The 18,391-nt window shown below is 69.0% G+C and carries 16 protein-coding genes; 4 read left to right on the forward strand and 12 right to left on the reverse strand.

The genetic code is table 11. The features are described from left to right. Positions 1 to 79 precede the first annotated feature (79 nt). The 4 genes from ACFYWJ_RS26620 to ACFYWJ_RS26635 all read left to right on the forward strand — a co-directional run bounded on the left by ACFYWJ_RS26620 (position 80) and on the right by ACFYWJ_RS26635 (position 3,543). A complete protein-coding gene (locus tag ACFYWJ_RS26620; RefSeq protein WP_355279667.1) occupies positions 80 to 1,129 on the forward strand; it encodes a WYL domain-containing protein in 1,050 nt (349 codons plus the stop codon). Between the two features lie 10 nt (positions 1,130 to 1,139). Beyond that, positions 1,140 to 1,508 carry a VOC family protein gene (locus tag ACFYWJ_RS26625; protein ID WP_355279670.1) on the forward strand — a complete coding sequence of 123 codons (369 nt, stop codon included), beginning with the start codon at positions 1,140 to 1,142 and terminating at the stop codon, positions 1,506 to 1,508. A 213-nt stretch (positions 1,509 to 1,721) separates the two neighbouring features. Continuing rightward, the gene (locus ACFYWJ_RS26630; RefSeq protein WP_355279672.1) at positions 1,722 to 3,095 is read left to right on the forward strand and encodes a cutinase family protein; all 1,374 of its coding nucleotides are present in this window, start codon (positions 1,722 to 1,724) and stop codon (positions 3,093 to 3,095) included. Positions 3,096 to 3,144: 49 nt separating this feature from the next. Beyond that, positions 3,145 to 3,543: an HNH endonuclease gene (locus ACFYWJ_RS26635; protein WP_355279675.1), complete on the forward strand. Its 399-nt coding sequence runs from the start codon at positions 3,145 to 3,147 to the stop codon at positions 3,541 to 3,543. On the opposite strand, the gene ACFYWJ_RS26640 is transcribed toward ACFYWJ_RS26635, so the two are convergent. The 12 genes from ACFYWJ_RS26640 to ACFYWJ_RS26695 form a co-directional block, all read right to left on the reverse strand. Further along, the gene (locus ACFYWJ_RS26640; RefSeq protein WP_355279678.1) at positions 3,516 to 5,585 is read right to left on the reverse strand and encodes an AAA family ATPase; all 2,070 of its coding nucleotides are present in this window, start codon (positions 5,583 to 5,585) and stop codon (positions 3,516 to 3,518) included. The two genes, ACFYWJ_RS26635 and ACFYWJ_RS26640, sit on opposite strands and share 28 nt — an antisense overlap. Positions 5,586 to 5,640: 55 nt before the next feature. After that, positions 5,641 to 7,011, reverse strand: coding sequence for a 2-polyprenyl-6-methoxyphenol hydroxylase-like oxidoreductase (locus tag ACFYWJ_RS26645; RefSeq protein ID WP_355279680.1), 1,371 nt, complete (start codon positions 7,009 to 7,011; stop codon positions 5,641 to 5,643). Between the two features lie 97 nt (positions 7,012 to 7,108). Further along, complete coding sequence (locus ACFYWJ_RS26650) at positions 7,109 to 7,975, reverse strand: alpha/beta hydrolase (RefSeq protein ID WP_355279682.1); 867 nt, start codon at positions 7,973 to 7,975, stop codon at positions 7,109 to 7,111. 117 nt (positions 7,976 to 8,092) lie between these two features. Continuing rightward, positions 8,093 to 8,848, reverse strand: coding sequence for a tyrosine-protein phosphatase (locus ACFYWJ_RS26655; protein ID WP_355279685.1), 756 nt, complete (start codon positions 8,846 to 8,848; stop codon positions 8,093 to 8,095). 209 nt (positions 8,849 to 9,057) lie between these two features. Continuing rightward, positions 9,058 to 9,876: an SDR family oxidoreductase gene (locus tag ACFYWJ_RS26660; RefSeq protein ID WP_355279688.1), complete on the reverse strand. Its 819-nt coding sequence runs from the start codon at positions 9,874 to 9,876 to the stop codon at positions 9,058 to 9,060. Between the two features lie 136 nt (positions 9,877 to 10,012). Beyond that, positions 10,013 to 11,371: an NAD(P)/FAD-dependent oxidoreductase gene (locus ACFYWJ_RS26665; protein ID WP_355279690.1), complete on the reverse strand. Its 1,359-nt coding sequence runs from the start codon at positions 11,369 to 11,371 to the stop codon at positions 10,013 to 10,015. A 46-nt stretch (positions 11,372 to 11,417) separates the two neighbouring features. Further along, the gene (locus ACFYWJ_RS26670; protein ID WP_355279785.1) at positions 11,418 to 12,113 is read right to left on the reverse strand and encodes a transporter; all 696 of its coding nucleotides are present in this window, start codon (positions 12,111 to 12,113) and stop codon (positions 11,418 to 11,420) included. 215 nt (positions 12,114 to 12,328) lie between these two features. Next, positions 12,329 to 13,309, reverse strand: a complete 981-nt coding sequence (locus ACFYWJ_RS26675) for a nitronate monooxygenase (RefSeq protein ID WP_355279691.1) — start codon at positions 13,307 to 13,309, stop codon at positions 12,329 to 12,331. Between the two features lie 146 nt (positions 13,310 to 13,455). Further along, positions 13,456 to 14,754, reverse strand: a complete 1,299-nt coding sequence (locus ACFYWJ_RS26680) for an FAD-binding oxidoreductase (protein WP_355279693.1) — start codon at positions 14,752 to 14,754, stop codon at positions 13,456 to 13,458. Positions 14,755 to 14,759: 5 nt separating this feature from the next. Further along, a complete protein-coding gene (locus tag ACFYWJ_RS26685; protein WP_355279696.1) occupies positions 14,760 to 15,134 on the reverse strand; it encodes a hotdog domain-containing protein in 375 nt (124 codons plus the stop codon). After that, positions 15,131 to 16,789, reverse strand: a complete 1,659-nt coding sequence (locus ACFYWJ_RS26690; protein ID WP_355279698.1) for an NAD(P)/FAD-dependent oxidoreductase — start codon at positions 16,787 to 16,789, stop codon at positions 15,131 to 15,133. The genes ACFYWJ_RS26685 and ACFYWJ_RS26690 overlap by 4 nt, the downstream gene beginning before the upstream one ends. Positions 16,790 to 16,903: 114 nt before the next feature. Then, positions 16,904 to 18,361 (reverse strand): aldehyde dehydrogenase family protein, encoded by a 1,458-nt coding sequence (locus ACFYWJ_RS26695; RefSeq protein WP_355279700.1) that lies wholly within the window; start codon positions 18,359 to 18,361, stop codon positions 16,904 to 16,906. Positions 18,362 to 18,391 lie beyond the last annotated feature (30 nt).

Below are 18,391 nucleotides of genomic sequence, written 5' to 3' on the forward strand. Positions count from 1 at the left end.
CGTCGCTCCTCGCCGAACACGGCCACCATGGCACCGGTGGTGGACACCGAGTGGCCACCACCGGTGGCATGGTGGATCGATGGCGAACACCTCACACCGGGCCCTGCGGCTGCTGTCCCTGCTCGGATCGGGACGGCAGTGGCCGCTGCGCGCGCTGGCCACCCGGCTCGGCGTCAGCGAACGCACTGTCCGCCGCGATATCGAGACGCTGCGGGAGCTCGACTACCCGATCACCACCGTCCACGGTCCCGACGGCGGCTACCGGCTCGGCGCCGCGCACACCCTGCCGCCACTGCTGTTCGACCACGACCAGGCCCTCGCTGTCGCGGTGGCACTGCAGACAGCACCCAGCACGATGCTCGGCTTCGGCGACGACGCGGCGCGGGCACTGACCACCCTCCACCAGGTCATGCCCCCTGCGCTGCGGGCATCGATGGAATCCCTGCGACTGACCCGGCTGCGGAACTACTGGGAGTTCCCCGCGCCGCCCATCGACCCGGCCGCGCTCACCACGGTCGGCGCCGCGGTCCGCCACCGCCACCTCCTGGTCACCGAGACCCTGCGACCCGACGGCGCCCGGTCCGCGCCCGGAGATCCGGACTTCCTGCCCGCCCGCCGGATCGAGCCGCACCACCTGGTCGTCTGGGCCGCCCGCTGGTACGTGGTCGCCTACGACCGCACCGACCACGAGTGGCGCGTGCGTCGCGTCGATCGCCTCCACGCGCGCCCCACCACCCAGCCGTTCGCGGCCCGCGCTCTCCCCGGCGACGACCTCGCCCATTTCGTGATGAGCACCCACGACCGCGGCGACACCCCCGCCGCCTGGCCCTGCACCGGCAGCGCCCGGCTCGACCTGCCCGCCGCGGTCGTGGCCCGCTGGGCCCCAGGCGGTTCCGTGGTGGAACACCTCGATGCCGGGCACTGCCGGCTCACCCTCGGCGCCTGGTCCTGGGCCGGCGTCGCGGGCATCCTCGCCACCTTCGACACCGAACTCACCGAGCTGAGCCCGCCGGAGCTCGTCCACACATTCCACCGGCTCGCACACCGATGGGCACCGTCGGCGACACCGGGTTCGTCTCCCCATGGCGGTCCCGACGCCCCGGCCGAAGGTGTCGGCTCCTTGGTCTAGGGTCTGCACCGTGTCCGACACCATCGCCTTCGGTGGCGTAACCATCGACAGCAACAACCCCGCCGAGCTCGCCGAGTTCTGGACCGCGGCCCTCGGCTACACGGTCCTGGCGGACGCCGGGGACTTCATCATGATCGCCCCGCCGGGAGTGGGTTTCGGGGAGGGCCGCTACCTCGCGTTCCAACTGGTCCCGGAACCGAAATCCACCAAGAACCGGATGCACATCGACTTCCAGACGACCACCCGGCAGAGCGAAGTCGACCGGTTGACGGCGCTCGGCGCCACCGTCCTCGACGAACACGCACTCCCCGGCTTCGGCTGGACCGTCCTGCACGACCCGCAGGGCAACGAGTTCTGCGTCGTGTCACCGACCACCTGACCGTTCGACCGGAACCCGCCGATCAGAAGGCGGCGTCCGCCGCACGCAGCACCCGACGAGGCACACCCTCTCGGCATCAAATCTGAAATGAAAATGTGTCTGAAAGTGCCGATGGAACCGGCGGCGAGTGGCGAGAATTGGTCACGACGGTTCGGTGCGATTCAGCATAGCCGCGCTGTCGCGACTCCCCTTCGGCAACAGAGGAATTGGACGATGAACAGGCTGTCGAGATCCGCCGCGACGACGTTGGTTGCCGCCGTCGTCGCGGCCGGGACCGCGTCGGTCGGCGTCGCGCGGGCGGACGCGCCCGGCGCGCAGACCTGCACCCCGTACACCGCGATCTTCGGGCCGGGGACCTGGGAGACCACCCCGGGCGCCGATCCCGAGGTGCCCGTCGGCATGCTCCGGCCCGTCGGCGACGGCCTGCGACGGCAGTTCGGCGACGACATCACCGTGCTCTACGCCCCGTACGCGGCAAGCGCTTTCGACCAGGGCCTGACCTACGCGGAGTCGCTGGGCACCCTGGAATCGCGGCTGCGCCAGATGCTGCGTGGCCTGTGCGGGTCGACGCGGGTCGTCCTGGCCGGCTACAGCCAGGGCGCGGACGGCATCGGCGATCTCGCCACCGAGATCGGCAACGGCGACGGTCCCATCGAGGCCGATCGCGTGGTCGGTGTCGGGCTCCTGGCCGATCCGCATCGCGATCCGGATACCACGCTCTCCCTGGGCAATCCGCAGCCCGGCTACGGCATCGCAGGAAGCCGGGACCGGGATTTCGGTGCGCTGACCGATCGGGTCCGCACCCTGTGCGCCGACGGCGACCTGTACTGCTCCCTCGATGTCGCCACCTCCCCGTTCCTCGCCGTCGTCGGCCGGGTCCTCAGCGGTGATCCCACGCCCATCGCGAATTACCTTCCCGCCACGGCCGATCCCCGCAGCCTGATCGCTCAGGCCGTCACCATGGGCGCGGGCTGGACCGCCACCGCGGCGAACCTGCCGACCATTCTCGACGACCTCACCCGCCTCCCGGAACTGCTCGCGGCCGGTGACATCCGCGGCGCGCACGACACCGCGCAGGCCCTGAATGTTGCCTTGGCCCCGCTGGTCCAGGCCGCCGCGGGGGTGGACCGAACACTGGTCGCCCAGGTCATCCGTGCGGCCGCCGCCGTCGACCCGTCCGGTCGGACCGCGGGGGTCAGCGTCATCGCCGACGCCCTCCTGCACATCGATTTCCTGAGCATCGCCGACAGCGTCGGTCAGATCCAGGAGATCCTGTGGCGCGCCGTCGAATCCCTCGACCGCAACGACCCCATCGCGGCAGCCGTCGACCTGGCGACGGTGGCCGCCACCGGCGCCGACCTCACCGGCGCCGTGCTCGGCCCCGTCGCCGCGGGCATTCGCGCCGACCTCCGATCGACCACCCGAAGCCTGCTCAGCATCACCGACCCCGCCACCGTCGACGAGCTCGTCCAGCTGGGCCGCCAAGGCGTGGACATGGCCAACTTCTACGCCTCCGAAGCCCACGTCGACTACGGCGACGACGCGCAGATCCTCCTGAGCTACCTGAGCTCCCAGGTCGGTTCCTAGCCGCGCGGCCTCCGACCGGTCGGCCCCCGCGCCGCGTACGCTCACCGTCGTGCCCACTGGCGGTAGCAGACAGGTTCGTGCCGCGCGCAAGCGCAAGAAGCGGATGGCGCGCGTCACCCACGACCTCACCGACGCACAGTGGGACGCGCTCAAGACGTCGTGGGGCGGCTGCGCCTACTGCGGCTCCCCCGCCACCGCGCTGCAGAAGGATTGCGTGCAGGCCATCTCGCGCGGCGGCCGCTATACCCTCGGCAATGTCGTCCCCGCCTGCGGGTCGTGCAATTCCAGCAAGTGCAATGCCGAGGTGACCGGCTGGCTTCGGCGCAAGAAGCTCGACGAACGCTCGTTCCTCCTGCGCCACTACGAGATCGCGACGGACCTCACCACCCGGTTCGCGGAGGATCCGGCGGATGTCATCGATCAGCGCTCGGGTGAGTCGGCCCCGTAGAGCTCGATCTCCCACATCTTCTCGATCACCCGCTGCACCGCCCGGGTGAGGTGACGGCGGTAGGTGGAGAACGGCAATCCGAGCACCTCGGCGGCGCGTTCCTGGGTGGGTGCCGGTCGCAGATAGGTGCGGTCGAGCGCCCGGTAGAGCTTCTCGCCACGGGTCTCCTCGCGCAGCGATTCGACGATCGTGGTGAGCAGTTCCCGGAGCGTGCCACCCGTGGCCGAGCCCGGCCGTCCCCGCACGACCTTGGAGCGCAGCAGCGGGTTTCGCTCGAGTCGCCCGCCGCGACCGAGCTCACGCAACGCCGCACGGACGGCGTCGGCGAACTCGGGCTGGGACAGCACGAGTTCGGGTACCGGTGGCGCGGGTCGCGCGATCTCCGTGCCGACGACCCGGTCATTGGTCGAGTCGAGCCATTCGGCGATGCCTCCACGCCGCCAATCGTGGGCGTAGACCGCGTAGCGCTGTCCACCGACCTCGTATCCGGCCTCGCTCGCACGATGGAAATCGATGTGGCGCATGAACGGCTCCCATGCGTCGGAATCCGCGAAGGCGCCGATGAATTCCCAGGTCAGATCCGGTTGTGACAGCCAGTTCTTGGTCGATCGAGCGGTGACCACATTGATCGTCGGTGACGGGAGCTGGTTCATTTCCCCGTCGACGAGGAACCGGCCCGCGAACACCGGCTCCCCCGGTCGGGGTCGGCCGTAGCGGGTCGCGTAGTCCCACATCGCGCGGGTGCCCGGGTCGGCGGCCAGGTCCGCCTCGGTCGCCTCGTGCAGGGCAAGCCGGCAGAAGAAGCCGATCGGCTCGGCGCCCGAGCCCTGGACGACGACGAAGTGCTCGGGCTGGCGGACGAGCCAGAAGTCGACCAGCTCGGCCTGTTCGGGCCCCTGGTGTCGTTTCGTCATCGCCAGGATCGATTCGCGATGCGCCGGGCGGTATCGGTCGGGGAAAGCCCGGCCGAAGCTCGACCAATCCCAGTACCCGGAGATCGTCGGGTTGTGCCGATGCAGGAAAACCAGGTCCGCGACGGGCCATCGACCGTGTTCGGCGGTGGTGTCGAGCACCTCGAGGAGGTGCCCGCGCACGCGGCGATGCACCTCGAGATAGGACTCCGGATCACGCCAGCGCAGATCCGCGTCGAGGACGTCGCGAGCGATGTCGTGCGGAGCGAGCCCGAGCGGTCCGCGCTCGATGATCGCGAGCTCGCACAACCATCCGAATTCCTCCGCGCAGTCGGGTTCGTCGAGCGCGGCCCGCAGCAGCGCCTCGGTGGTGAACCGGACGTGGGCGCACACCTCGAGCGCCGCCCGATGACGTCTGCTCGGCACGGATTCGACGAACCGCGCGAGCAGGGCGCGCACCGCGTCCGGCGCGTCGACGAGCGTGGCGGGCAGCTCGCCCGCGGTCTGGGCCAGCAGATCGACGAGGAGCGACAGGGCCAGCGGATGGCCGTGGGTCAGCGCCAGCATCCGGTCGTGCTTGTCCTCGGGGACCTGCGCGACGCGAAGGTAGGTACGGGCGTCATCGGGTGCCAGGTTCCGCAGCGAGACCACGCGCAGCAGTTCCCGCCAGCCGGGGTCGTTCGACCACTCCCGGGCGGGCGGATGCCGACCGGCGATCACGACCAGGACGTCGGTCGCCAAGCCGGGCAGGAAGGTCTCCCGGAGCCAATCCTCCAACGGCGCAAGGCGTTCGAAGCCGTCGATCACCAACACCGAAAGAGGCTGGTCCCCACGCTCCGCGAGCTCCGACACGGCCGCGTCGAACGCCGCGGGCGACGGCTCGATGGAGCGTCCGTCGACCCGCACCGTGCCGCGTCCGGCGTGCGCGGCCGCCTCCAGCAGTTCGGCGAGCAGGGTCGTCTTGCCGACACCGCCCGGCCCGTGGACGAACAGCACCGAGAAGGGCGGCTCGTCCGCGTCGAGCGCCGCCAGGAACAACTCGATCTCGCCGACGCGGCCGACGAACCGGCGCCGGCGGGCCAGCCGGAGCCGGTCGGCGACGGTTCTCGGCTGTGCTGAGGCGCTACTCACCGGCCATGTGTATCAGCTCCGCATCCGCTCTGTTCGTCTTTGCCGACACCGGTGCTCAGTGGACCGGAACTCGCTGTGCCGACACGCCCTCGACCCGCTCCGGTCGAGCCGTCCCGCGCAGTACCCGCGCGATGATCCCGGGTCGCAGCAGCCGCACCGGATGGTCGAGCAACGCCGAGACCAGCAGGAACTGCGTGGCCACCACCGGATCGTGTCGACCCACGTCGAGCAGGTGGCGGACGTAGCGGTTGACCAGCCGGATCGAAAGTGGCCGCGGACCTTCGACGCGCGGCTGCGTCAGATCCGCGCCGACAGCCAGCCGCCACGCGACACCCACCGGCCCGGCGGCGGCGCGGAAGAAGCGTCGTTCCAGATCGTCACCGCTGTCACGCAGACAATCGCGCAGCGCGACGGCCTCCAGCGCGGCGACCGACATCCCCTGGGCGTAGATGGGATTGAAGCCACACAGCGCGTCCCCGAGCACGATCAGCCCCCGCGGGAATCGACGCACCCGGTCGTAACGGCGCCGACGGTTGGCGTCGTACCGGTAGGTCACCACCTCCGACAGGGGCTCCGCGTGACGCAGCGCGTCGACCACCCGCGGCGGGGCGAATCCCGCGACGCCGTCGACCATTTCCGCGAAACCCGTGCTCGGATGGTGGCCCCGGTAGCCCGTCGCGGTGAACAACCAGGTGTCGTCCTCGGTCGCGAACAACGCCATCCCTCTCGGCCGGTCCGGCGCCGGACCGATCAGGACCAGTTTCTCCGGCTCGGTGCCGGGCCGCAGTCGCACGGACAGGCTGGAGTAGCCCATGTGGACCGACACCGATTCCTCGGCAGGCATCTCGTAGCCGAGTCCGCGCAGCCACGTCGGGGTCCGCGTACCACGGCCCATCGCGTCCACGACGAGATCGGCGGCCAGGACTTCCTCCGCGCTCCCCGCCGCCCGCGCCATGATCCGGACACCGAGCACCCGCCCGCGGGTTTCGTCCGAGACCAGACCGACCACGTCGTTGCCGTCGGCGAACCTCACCGTCGGCAGCGCCCGAACACGTTCCCGCACAGACCCTTCCAGACGCGGCCTGGTCGGCAGGTAGGTCAGGACGCGCGGCTGTACCTCGGACGAGAGCCGGTTGCCCCCGACCGAGAAGTAGAACTCCGTATAGTCCTCGACCACCTTGGTGCCACCCGAGACCAGGTCGGCGAGCACACCGGGAAACAACACCTCCAGCGCCGCGGATCCACTCGGCAGCAAGGCGTGTACATGCTTGCCCTGCGGTACTCCCCGGCGCGGCTCGGCTCCCGCGCCGAGCCGATCCCGTTCCACCACCGTCACGCGGTCGTAGGAATCGGCCAGCACTCGTGCCGCGAGCAACCCCGCCATGCTCGCGCCGAGCACCACCGCATGTTCACCTCTGCGAACCATCGCGCACCTCCTGAGTTTCGGCGATGGCGCGAGCCTGCGGCACACGATTGCTCGGTTACCAGTCCACTTCACTGCTCATGTGCCCGCCCTGACGGTTCTACTGTGCGCCCGTCAGGAAGGCGACCAGTGCCGCACCGACGTCGTCGGGGGCTTCCACCTGCGGGTAGTGGCCCACGGCCGGTGGAGTGTCGAGGACGGTGAAGGCCGCGCCCGGCAGGCGGTCGCGCAGCCGAACCAGGACGTGGGCGCCGCTGATCGGGTCGGCGGGGCCCCAGATGAACTGGCTGGGGCCGGGATAGGTTTCGAGGGCGTCCTGCCAGCGCCGCGCGTGCATCCGGCGTTCGTCGATGTAGCGCAGCAGCCGATGCTGAACCAGCTTGCCGTCGTCGAGGGTGATCGTGGCCCACATCGCCGACAGTTCCTCGTCACCGACCGCACGGCCCATGATCTGGCCCATGACCGCGCGGAAGCTGCGTTCGCTGGCGAGTCGGCCCAGCAGCGGGCCCAGGCGTCCGTGCAGCAGTCGCTGCATCAGCACAGGACGGTGCAGGTCGGGGTAGAGACCGCCGTTGAGCCACGTCATGGCGACGATCCGGTCGGCGTCTCGGGCCAGCAGTTCCTGGGCGACGCTCACCCCGTAGTCGTGGGCGACCAGTGCGGTCCGGTCGATCCCGAGCCGGCGCCACAGCTCCTGGGTGATATCGGCCTGTTCGGTGAGACGATAGTCGTATCCGCGGGGTTTGGCACTGGCGCCCAGACCGAGGAAGTCGAAGGTCGTCACGCGATACCCCGCCTCGACCAGACGCGGCACGATCCCCGCCCAGTCGTAGGACGAGGTCGGAAAGCCGTGCATCAGGGTCACCGGCGGCCCCTCCGCGGGACCGTCCTGGCGGTGGAAGACGGTGTGCCCCAGCACCGTCGACCTCGTTCCGCCTGCCAGCCATTCGTCCAGCGCCCGCGCCATCGCACTGTTCCTTCCACGCACCGGATCGGGGACACCCGACCCGTCTCCGGCCCGAAACCTACCCCGGCGCCCGCGGCGACAACCCACGACCGGCCGCACCGCCACGGATATTCCAGGTCAGTGGCTTTCCGCGTCCTCGAGGAGGATCGTCGCGAGTTGACGCTGGGCCGATTCGTCGAGACCGGCGCGGGTGGCCCAGGCGTGGGCGCCGCCGTGTTCGGTGGTGAGGTGGGACAGGAATCGGCGCATGGTGTCGGCGTCGGCGGCGAAGATCCAGTCGGGCAGCGGCGCGGTGGAGTCGCGGCGGGCGCGCAGGGCGGGGACGTTCGGTGCCGTGGCGGCGTAGTCGGCGACGATGTCGTCGGCACGGACGTCGAGCAGGGCCAGCAGGACGGCCACCACGACACCGGTCCGGTCTTTGCCCGCGGCGCAATGGATCAGCGCGGGCAGGTGGGCGGGCGTCGTCAGCAGGTCGAGCGCGGCGACGATGTTGTGCGCACTGTGCTCGAGGTATTCGAGGTACCGGCCGAACATGGTGTCCCCGGGGGCGACCTCGGTGAGGTCCAGGCGAGTACGGCTCGCACCGTAGACGTGGGCGTTGTGGTACCCCGAGACGACGTCGGCCAGCGCGCCGCGCCCGTCCGTCCCGATCTCGTCGGCGCCGCGCAGATCGATCACGGTGCGCAGGGCGCAGTCGTCCACCAGGAACGCCCGGTCGTCGGCCCCCAGCTCGGTGACCAGATCCGAGCGCAGCACCAGGCGGGGCCGCACCCGGCGGCCGTCCTCGGTCCGCAGACCACCCAGATCGCGGGCGTTGACCGCGCACCGCAGCGGCAATTCCCGCTCGAACACCGTGTTCTCACCAGTTCTCATCGCAACTCCCCATCACACCGCCGGCACACTTGCGATCGAAAGCTACTCGATCCCGACTACGCCGCTGGACCACACATCGCACTGTTTCCGCAGGTAGAACGGCTTCTGATGGCTGTTCGATGGCGAAAAGCAATGAACTCATCGCGAATTCGAATGCGAGTCGGCACGCCGATGATCCCAGCTCCCGAATCGAAACTCCGTGTCACGCTTCATCGCTGCCCCTCGGCGGCGAGCAGGAAGGATTGGAAGCGGCGCATTCCGCGCAGCCAGCGGTCGTAGTCGGAACCCTTACGGCGGTACATTTCCAGCACGTCCGGATGGGGCAGGACGAGGAACTGTTCGGCGGCGATCGCGGCCAGGACCGCGGTGGCCACCTGCTCGGGTTCGAGCACCGCTCCCGCCGTGGTCACCGCCCTGGTCGCGGCGGCGACCTGCGGCTCCGCTTCCCGTCCGTGCAGGAGCGTGGTGTTGACGCCCATCGGGCACAGGCAGCTCACGCGAATTCCGCTGTCGCCGTAGGTCACACTGAGCCATTCGGCGAATCCGACCGCGGCGTGTTTGCTCACCGAGTAGGTCGCCGAGCCGATCTGGGTGAGCAGGCCGGCGGCCGACGCGGTGCTGATGAAATAGCCCGCACCGCGCTCGAGCCACCCCGGGACCAGCACCTGCGCGGCCCGGACGTGCGCGCGCAGGTTGACCTCCAATGCCCTGTCCCACTCGGCGTCGTCACCGAGGCCGGACGCTTCGAGAATCCCCGCGTTCGCGAAATACAGATCCACCGGCCCGAAGCGGCTCTCCGCCAGCGCGACCAGGCCCTCGATCGCGGCACGGTCGGTCGCGTCGGCACCGGCACCCACGGTCGCGCCCGGGTGCTCGAGATTGATCCGTTCCGAGGTCGCCAGCGCCGTCGCCTCGTGCAGATCCGACACCACGACCCGCGCACCGGCAGCGGCCAGCGCCGCCGCCGTCGCGGCCCCGATGCCCGCCCCACCACCGGTGACGACGGCCACCTTCCCAGCGATATTCATCGGCGCTACTCCTCCGCGGATCCGCCCGGTCGACACCGGAGCCAGCGCCACCCGAATAAGTGAGCGCTTGCTTAGCTTGCGTCAACGAGGTCGCGCTGTCAATCACCGACCACCGCGGCAAGCGCCGCTCGCCCGCCTATCGTGAGCGGCCCAGACTGGCCAGCACCGCCTGCGCCGAACGCTCACCGGAGGCGGCCGCGTCGGCGAGTGACGGCACGTCGAGCTGATAGTCGCCGGCGAGATGGATGGGGCCGAGCGGGTCGCGCAAGGTCGGGAGCGTCTTGCGCCGACCGGGCGCCCAGAAGGGGACGACCCGGCGGTGCCGCCGCAGGATGCCCTCCCCCAGTTTTCCTTCCAGCTCGGGCAGCAGGGTGAGCAGGTCGTTCCGGAAGCGCGACACGATCTCCTCGTCGGGCAGGTCCAGCAGGGCATCGGCCTTGCCACCGCCCGCGAAACAGGCGAGGGCACCGCCCGGCTTGCGATCGCTGCCGGTGCGCAGTGCCGCAGCGTGATTGAACATCGCCTGGAACGACAGCTGCGGCGAGGAGATCGCGAAGTACTCGTCCCACGGCTGCGGCCCGTCTTCGTCGGTGAAGAAGCCGACCACCGCATAGCGGCCGTAGGTGATGTCGTTGAACGCGTTCCGATACCGCTGCGGAAGGTCGGGAACGATCCGCTCGGTGACATCGGCGGGCGTGGTGACGACAACCCGCTCGGCGCGCAACCGCTGGGGGCGGTCGCCGTCGAGATAGTCGACGACCACGCCGTCACCGTCGCGGCGCACCGATCGCACCACCGAGTTCAGGCGGACGCGGGTGCCGAGATCCTCGGCCAGCACATCGGTCAGTGTCTGGTTGCCGCCCACGGGCAGCGAGAAGTTCGGGACCTTCGCCGGATCGGTCAGCGCGATGCCGACCGAGTAGACGAACTGGGCGGCGGCCGTCTCGTCCGGATCACATCCCATCCACTGCGCCGACCACGATCGGACGATGGTGGCGGCCAGCTCCGAACGGACGCCGTTCAGTAGATACGACGCGAGTTTGGAGTCGAGCCGAGCGCGGACCCGCTGCGCGAATCGGCTCTGCGATTCGAGAAACGGTGCGGCCGTGAGGATGCGGGTGCCCACCATGGCCAGGCCGAGCCGGTCCCGCATGGTCATCCGGGTGCGGAACATGAGCGCGAAAGGATTCGACGTGTCGACGGTCGACCCGTTCAGGTGCAACGCGACACTTTTCCCCGCGAGCGAACCCATCTCGATGCCGTGCCGGTCGAGGGCCTCTATCAGCGTGCCGGTGCCCTCGGTGAACTGGGTGCCCAGGTTGATCCAGTAGTCGCCCTGCCGAACGGTGTCGACGCGGCCACCAGTGCGATCGGTCGACTCGAGCACCACCACCTGCGCCTGAGGCGCGAGGGTGGTCGCTGCCATCAACCCCGCCATTCCGGCGCCGATGACGACGACCTCGGTGGTTTCTTCCTGCGCATCGTGCGTTGCCATCTCGGCTCCTGACTGTATTGATCGTTCGAAAAGAGGGTCCGATGGCTTACGCGACGACCGGGGCGCCATCGGTCATCACGGGAGCGTCGACGCGCTTGTTGTGGGCGTCGAATGCCCGGTACGCGCGGTAATACGCGAACATCTGCAGGCCCCAGGTGGACAGCGCGAAAATGTAGAAGATCGTGTGTTCGGCATCGTCGCCCGGAATTCGCACGAAGTCGTAGGTCGCCGCGATGACGAATCCGCACGCAGTGGCGACGGCCGCCGAGACAGCGTGCCCGCGTTCACCGATGTCCCACAGGCGCTTGCTGAAATAGATCAGGAAGATCGTCGTGACGACGTTGGCCGCGACCAGGTAGAGCTTGCCCGGCAGGCCGATCTCCTCATGGAAGGCGACCAGCAGCAGACCGGCCACACCCGCCAGCGCGAACGCCCCGATATCCACCGCCACCGACGGCTTGTACCGGTGGGTGACCTGCATCAGACCCAGAACCAGAATCAGCGTGATGCCGACCGAACGAGAGAAGGCGTCCAAAAAGGCCGCGGCGGTATACATCGGGCTGTCGTGGCCGGCTTTCAGCAGACCGAACAGCAGGAAATTCGTGCCCGATGTCGCGACGATGATCCACTCGATGCCGAGCAGATAGTTCCGGTAATTCCGGATGAACTTGATGCCGTAGGTGAAACCGACGGCGATCATCCAGATGTCCGCGGCCGCGAAAAGCAGTTCCTTGATGGACATGATCTTTCTCCTTGCATGGTGACGCCCGCCGACCAGCGGCAATTGGGTCGTTTGTCAGCGCTGCCGAGCGAAGGCGGAGGGGAGCCATCTCGCTTCGGCAATCCGGAGGCATCTGGCCGCCGAGCGGGTGCTACCACCCCGGCGCGGGTCCGAATGTGATGCCAGTCATAACACTACCGAGAGTGGGTCATATGATCAAGCCATTTGACCCACTATCAGCCCCCGAGCTGTCCGGGCAGGGTCCGGGTGATGATCTTCCGCGCCTCGGCGAGGATCGCGTCGACCACGTCGGCGCAGCTGCCGATGTCGTTGATCAACCCCTGGGCCTGACTGGCCCACCACATGCCGCCTTCGACATCGCCGTTGCCGTAGACCTGTTCACGGGCGCGGGCGCCACTGGCCAGATGCGCGATGTCGTCGAAGGTCACGCCGGGTTCGCGGGACACCGCGGCGATCTCCTCCGAGACCGTGTTGCGGGCGACCCGGGCGGAATTGTGGAACTCGCGGAACACGATGACGGTGTCGCGTTCGGAGTTGTCCACGATCTGCTGCTTGACGTTGTGATGGATGGGCGCCTCGGTGGTCGCCATGAACCGGGTGCCCATGTTGACCGCGGACGCGCCGAGCGCGAGAGCGGCGACAAGGCCTGCGCCGGTGGCGATTCCGCCGCTGGCGATGATCGGAATCGACAGCGCCCTTGCGGCGGCGGGGATCAGCACGAGGCCGGGGACATCGTCCTCACCGGGGTGCCCCGCGCATTCGAATCCGTCGATGCTGACCGCGTCGACACCGAGCTGTTCGGCCTTGAGCGCGTGCCGGACCGTGACCGCCTTGTGGATGACCTTCACGCCGGCGGCCTTGAAGGTGGGCAGATGCGGTCGCGGGTTGCCGCCCGCGGTTTCGACGATGGTGATGCCGCTCTCGACGATGGCGTCGCGGTATTCGTCGTAGGGCACCGGCTTGATGGTGGGCAGGATCGTGAGGTTCACCCCGAACGGCTTGTCGGTGCGATCGCGGCACCGGCCGATCTCCTTGACCAGCGCCTCGGGAGTGGGCTGGGTGAGCGCGGTGAGGAACCCGAGAGCCCCGGCATTTGCCACGGCACCGATCAGATCCGCCGTGCCGACGGCGGTCATCCCACCGCAGACGATGGGGTGCTCGATGCCGAAAGTCTTGGTGAAGGTGTTGGTGAACATGTGAGTCCTGAGTAGATGTCGTTACGTCCAAGTCATACGACCAAGTCGATGGGATCGGCCACAGACCTGCTGGAGAGGCGTTCGGCAGCGCCGGCCGTCGAGGGCGGACGCCCTTCCGCCGACGACCGGCGCGAACGAGGCGGCGCTCACCTCCCGAGCGCGGCCATCCGATCGGTCGCGCGGTCGGCGAGCCAGCCCAGATACAGCGCGGGGTTGCTGACGAAGCTGGGCCAGAACCGCTTGCTGCCGTGCCAGATCGCCTCCAGGTCCGCGTGCCGCGGCGCACCGGTGACGTGGTCGGCCAGCAGGTGGCCCACGTACTGCGCTTGAGCGAAGCCGTGACCGTTGCAGGCCGCCGAGTAGAGCACGTTGTCGGAGGCCGCGCCCGCGACGGGCAGCCAGGTGGAGCTCATGCCGATCCAGCCGCCCCAGGCCTTCACCGGCTTGATGTCACGCAGTCCGGGGAACCGGTCGTGGAATCCACGGACGAGGTCGTCGGCGACGGTCGGCGAGGGGGTGCGATCCGGCAGCGGGTTGCGGCCCGCCTGGATGCGGCGTGTACCGAACACGATGGTTCCGCGCGGGGTGACGCGGTAGCTCTCCAGGATCATGTGCAGCGTGACCATGGGAGCCCGACTGGTCCAGCCGATCTCGTCGAGCCGCTCGGGCGCGATGGGTTCGGTTTCGATCAGCGAGGTCCACACCGGGGTGGCGAGGTGCTTGGGCGCGATGGACAGGCTGTTGCTCGCGGCGTTCGTGGTCAGCAGCGCCTTGCGGGCCCTGACCTTGCCGTGCGGAGTGTCGACGACGACCCCGCCGCCGACGTCGGCGATATCGCGCGCGGGAGTGTGCTCGTAGACACGCACGCCCGCGGCGATCGTCGCCGCGCGCAGGCCGAGCGCGAACTTGCCCGGGTTGACGGTGCCGCCGACACCCTCACGGAGACCACCGAGGAAACCCTCCGGCAGACCCGCCTCGGGGCCCTCGACGAATTCACCCGACGACCCGGCCTCGGCCAGCACCTTCGCGTTGCGACGGACATGCCGCAGCTGCCCTTTCGACACCGCGGCCATCACGATGCCCTCCTGCCGGTAATCGCAGTCGATCGCGTGCCGTTCGATCGCGTCCTCGGCGAAGTGCACCGCGTTCTCCGCGTAGCGGTACAACTCGCGCAACCGCTCGCGCTTCAGCAGAAATCCCAGCATCTCCGGATCGGCGGCCACCGAGTTCGTGATGTATCCGGCGTTGCGCGAGGTGGCGCCCCAGCCCAGCGTGCGCGCCTCGAGCAGCACCACGTCGACGCCCTTCTCGGCGAGGCGCACAGCGGCCGACATGCCGCCGCCACCGCCGCCGATCACCACGACATCGCAGTCGATATCCGCGGTCAGGGACGGCTCGACCGTCGTCGGCTGTCCGGCCCACCCGGTGTCCTGGATCAATTCCATGGCACCTACTCCGTTCCGTCGGCGGGGATGACCGCGGTGCCGACCGCGCGCACCGCGAGCAGAGGCGGATCAAGCACCTCCGCGCGGCCGGTGTCGTCGGAGCCACGACAGATCACCCGCAGCTCGAAAGCGACTGTGCGGCTTCGCTTTCCCTTCTTCACCAGGGTGGCCTCGGCCTCGACGACATCGCCGCCACGGACCGGGGCGAGGAACTCCACCGACGAGTAGCCGGCGAACAGGCTTTCGTGGCCGTCCATTTCGATCGCCAGATGGGTGCCGACGTCGCCGAAGAGCTTCAAGGCGTAGGCACCGTCGACGAGGTTCCCGGCGTAGTGGGCGTCGGAGAAGGCGACATAGCGCCGGTGGACCGCCGTGCTCATGCGATCTCCTCGTGGATCGGGCCGAGGGTGCGCGACTGCGCTTCGCCGTCGAGCGCGACGCCGGGGTAGCCCCGCTTGGCGATCTCGGTGCACATGCGACGGTACTTGCCGACACCACCGAGGTAACCCATGAAAGTGTTCGGCTTTCCTGCGACGTTGGAGCCCCGGTACCAGGAGTCCGTTGTGGCGTACAGCGTCTGGGCGACGGTCCACTCGGTGACGTCGACCCACTCCCGCTGCGCTTCGGGGGTGGCCTCGACCACCGTGGCACCGGTGTCGCGGGCGTGTTCGATGAGGTCGGCGATCCAGTCGACAGCCTGCTCGATCGTCACCACCACATTGCTGGCCAGCGCGGGGCTCAGCGGTCCACCGACCATGAAGAAATTCGGGAAGTCCGAGGCCATGAACCCGAGGTAGGAGCGGATGCCGTCACTCCAGGCCTCCTGCAGCTTCGCACCGGACGCCCCGGTGAGATTCAGGCCGTACAGCGGCCCGGTGAAGGCGTCGAAACCGATCGCGAGCACGATCGCGTCCACCTCGTAGGTGCCGTTCGGAGTGACGATCGCGTTCTCGGTCATGGTCTCGATCGGCTCGTCACGCAGCGACACCAGCGACACGTTCGGCCGGTTGTAGGTCTCGTAGTAGTCGGTGCCGAACACGCTGCGCTTGGCACCCAGCGGGTGGTACTTGGGCACCAGCAGTTCCGCCGTGGCCGGATCCTCGACGATCTCGCGGATCTTGTCGTGGATGAACTCCGACGCGGTCCGGTTCGCCGCCACATCGAAGAGCAGGTCGACGAACTCGCCGCCGACACCTTGGAATCCGCTGCGCTCGTAGGCCTCCTCGTAACGCCGCCGGCGTTCCTCGTCCGAGACGTCGAAGGCCCGGTCGGTGACGGGGCGATCGGGGATGCCACCGGGCGAGTGCCTGCACTCCTCGCGGATGGCCACGTAGTCGTCCTTGACGGCGGCGACCTGCTCCGGGGAGAGTTCGGCGTTGCGCGCGGGCATCACGTAGTTCGGAGTGCGCTGGAACACCGTCAGGTGCTCGGCGACCTCGGCGATCAGCGGAATCGCCTGCACGCCCGAGGATCCCGTGCCGATCACCGCGACGCGCTTGCCCGCGAGATCGTCGAGGGAAATGTTCCACCGGCTCGTCGACACCCGCAGGCCGGCGAAGTTCGACAGCCCCGGCACGTCGAAGTCCTTCGGGGTGGACAGGCCACCGGCGCCCGAGATCAGGTAGCGGGCGCGCCGGATCTCCCCGCTGTCGAGCCGCACCTCCCACAGGTTGTCGTCCGCGTTCCAGGTCGAACCGACCACGCGGGTGTTGAAGGTGAAGTGCTTGCGCAGGTCGAACCGATCGGCGACGTGCTCGATGTAGCCGAGGATCTCGGCCTGCGGGGCGAACCGCTGGCTCCACGTCCACTCCTGCTGGAGTGCCTCGTCGAAGGAGTACGAGTAGTAGATGCTCTCGACGTCACAGCGGGCGCCGGGATAGGTGTTCCAGAACCAGGTGCCGCCGACGCCGGGTCCGGCCTCGAAACCCGCGAAGGTCCAGCCTGCGGTCGTCAGCCGATGTGCGAGGTAGACGCCGGTGAAGCCGGCACCGACACCGATGACGTCGACGATCTCTGAGTGGGGAGTGGAGTTCATGGCAGAAGCCGCTTTCCTTAGTATGGTCGACCGACTGGATCAATTGACCTAGTTGAAGTACACCAGTGGTCCCGGTCACAGTCAAGGGGTGGGGCGGAAGAAGGTCCGCGATCGCTACATCGGCAGGTCGGGAGAATCGACGCCGACCACCCGGTCGCCGCAGAACACCCGGACGGATTCACCGGGGCCGTGGCCGCCGATTCCCGAAGCGCCCCAGAAGCTTTGGGCCGAGCCGTCGGCCAGGTCGGCGACCTTGGCGCCGTTCACCCGCACCTCGCCCGACAGCACCCGCGAGCCGACCTCGACGGCCCGGTCCAGGTCCCCGCCGAACACGTAGGCGTCCAGACCCGAGGGGTTGGCGTTGGCCACGCGCAGCGCGTCCTCGTCGGACTCCACGGCGTGCAGACTGACGAGCGGACCGAACAGTTCGGCGGTCGCCAGCGACGCGTCGACATCCGTAGCGATCGTGGGCGACAGGAAGAAGCCGTCCGAACCGGGGAGCTTCGCGGGCTGATGGATGGTCGCGCCGTTGGCCCGCAACCCGTCGATGCGGCTCCGCAGCGTCGCGAAGTGCGGGGCGTTCGAGATGGGGCCGAGTTCGGTGCGCTCGTCGAGCGAGTTCCCGATCTCGATGCGGGCGATGCGATCGAGCAGCGCCTCGAGCAGCGGTTCGACCAGGCTCCGGTGCGCCAGCACCTTGCCGGGGCCTTCGCACCACTGCCCGTTGAGTTTGGTCATCCCGTCGAGGATGCCGTCGGCCGCCACGTCGATGTCGGCATCGTCCAGCACCAAGGCCGGGTTGTTGCCGCCGAGCTCGAGCTGGAGCACCTTGAAGTCCTCGGCCGCCGCGCGGGCGATCGCCCGGCCCGCGTTCGGACCGCCGGTGAAGGAGACGATCTTCACGCGCGGGTCGCCGGTGACGGCCGCGCCCACATCGCCCGCACCGTGGAGCAGCTGCAACGCACCGGCGGGCAGACCGGCCTTCACGAAGCTCTCGACGATGATCTGCGCACTGCTCGGCGCGTGCTCCGACGGCTTGAGGATGACCGGGCAGCCGGCGGCCAGCGCGCTCACCATCTTCGCGGCCGGAATGAAACTCGGGCCGTTCCACGGAGTGAGGATGGCGGCCGGGCCCCACGGGACCTTGTAGAGCCGCACGTCGCGCCCACCGGCCGCGAGCGCGGTGCGACGGGGGGTGGTGCGCAGATCCGCGGCCGAGGCCCGGATCCGGTGCGGCAGGAACTGCGCGACCATCCGCGCCTTGGCGATCGGGACACCGCTGGTGAGGGCGTCGGTGCGGGCGATGTCCTCGATCCGGGACTCGACGATGTCGGCCGCGCGCTCGATGACGGCGGCGCGTTCCTCGCTCGCCGCGTCGTCCCAGCGCTCGAAACCGTAGGACCGCTCCGCGTGGCGCAGGGCGCGCTCCACGTCGGCGGGGGTGGTGGTGACGGCGCGGTGCACCGGCAGGCCGGTGTTGGGGTCGAGATTCCAGGCGTCCGGGATCGTCGCGCACTCGGACCACTCGTCGGCGATGTAGTTGATCGGTTGGGGCAGTTGTGGATTCGACATCCGGGACTCCTTCGATGCTCGAATGGGGTG

Origin of the sequence: Nocardia sp. NPDC003269 (assembly GCF_042888005.1) — a bacterium.
GTDB lineage: Bacteria > Actinomycetota > Actinomycetes > Mycobacteriales > Mycobacteriaceae > Nocardia.

Excerpts from the sequence above, each read along its gene's own strand:
- ACFYWJ_RS26620 (WP_355279667.1), top strand. The coding sequence starts at position 80 with ATGGCGAACACCTCACACCGGGCCCTGCGGCTGCTGTCCCTGCTCGGA.
- ACFYWJ_RS26630 (WP_355279672.1), top strand. The coding sequence starts at position 1,722 with ATGAACAGGCTGTCGAGATCCGCCGCGACGACGTTGGTTGCCGCCGTC.
- ACFYWJ_RS26645 (WP_355279680.1), bottom strand. The coding sequence starts at position 7,011 with ATGGTTCGCAGAGGTGAACATGCGGTGGTGCTCGGCGCGAGCATGGCG.
- ACFYWJ_RS26650 (WP_355279682.1), bottom strand. The coding sequence starts at position 7,975 with ATGGCGCGGGCGCTGGACGAATGGCTGGCAGGCGGAACGAGGTCGACG.
- ACFYWJ_RS26655 (WP_355279685.1), bottom strand. The coding sequence starts at position 8,848 with ATGAGAACTGGTGAGAACACGGTGTTCGAGCGGGAATTGCCGCTGCGG.
- ACFYWJ_RS26660 (WP_355279688.1), bottom strand. The coding sequence starts at position 9,876 with ATGAATATCGCTGGGAAGGTGGCCGTCGTCACCGGTGGTGGGGCGGGC.
- ACFYWJ_RS26665 (WP_355279690.1), bottom strand. The coding sequence starts at position 11,371 with ATGGCAACGCACGATGCGCAGGAAGAAACCACCGAGGTCGTCGTCATC.
- ACFYWJ_RS26670 (WP_355279785.1), bottom strand. The coding sequence starts at position 12,113 with ATGTCCATCAAGGAACTGCTTTTCGCGGCCGCGGACATCTGGATGATC.
- ACFYWJ_RS26675 (WP_355279691.1), bottom strand. The coding sequence starts at position 13,309 with ATGTTCACCAACACCTTCACCAAGACTTTCGGCATCGAGCACCCCATC.
- ACFYWJ_RS26680 (WP_355279693.1), bottom strand. The coding sequence starts at position 14,754 with ATGGAATTGATCCAGGACACCGGGTGGGCCGGACAGCCGACGACGGTC.
- ACFYWJ_RS26685 (WP_355279696.1), bottom strand. The coding sequence starts at position 15,134 with ATGAGCACGGCGGTCCACCGGCGCTATGTCGCCTTCTCCGACGCCCAC.
- ACFYWJ_RS26690 (WP_355279698.1), bottom strand. The coding sequence starts at position 16,789 with ATGAACTCCACTCCCCACTCAGAGATCGTCGACGTCATCGGTGTCGGT.
- ACFYWJ_RS26695 (WP_355279700.1), bottom strand. The coding sequence starts at position 18,361 with ATGTCGAATCCACAACTGCCCCAACCGATCAACTACATCGCCGACGAG.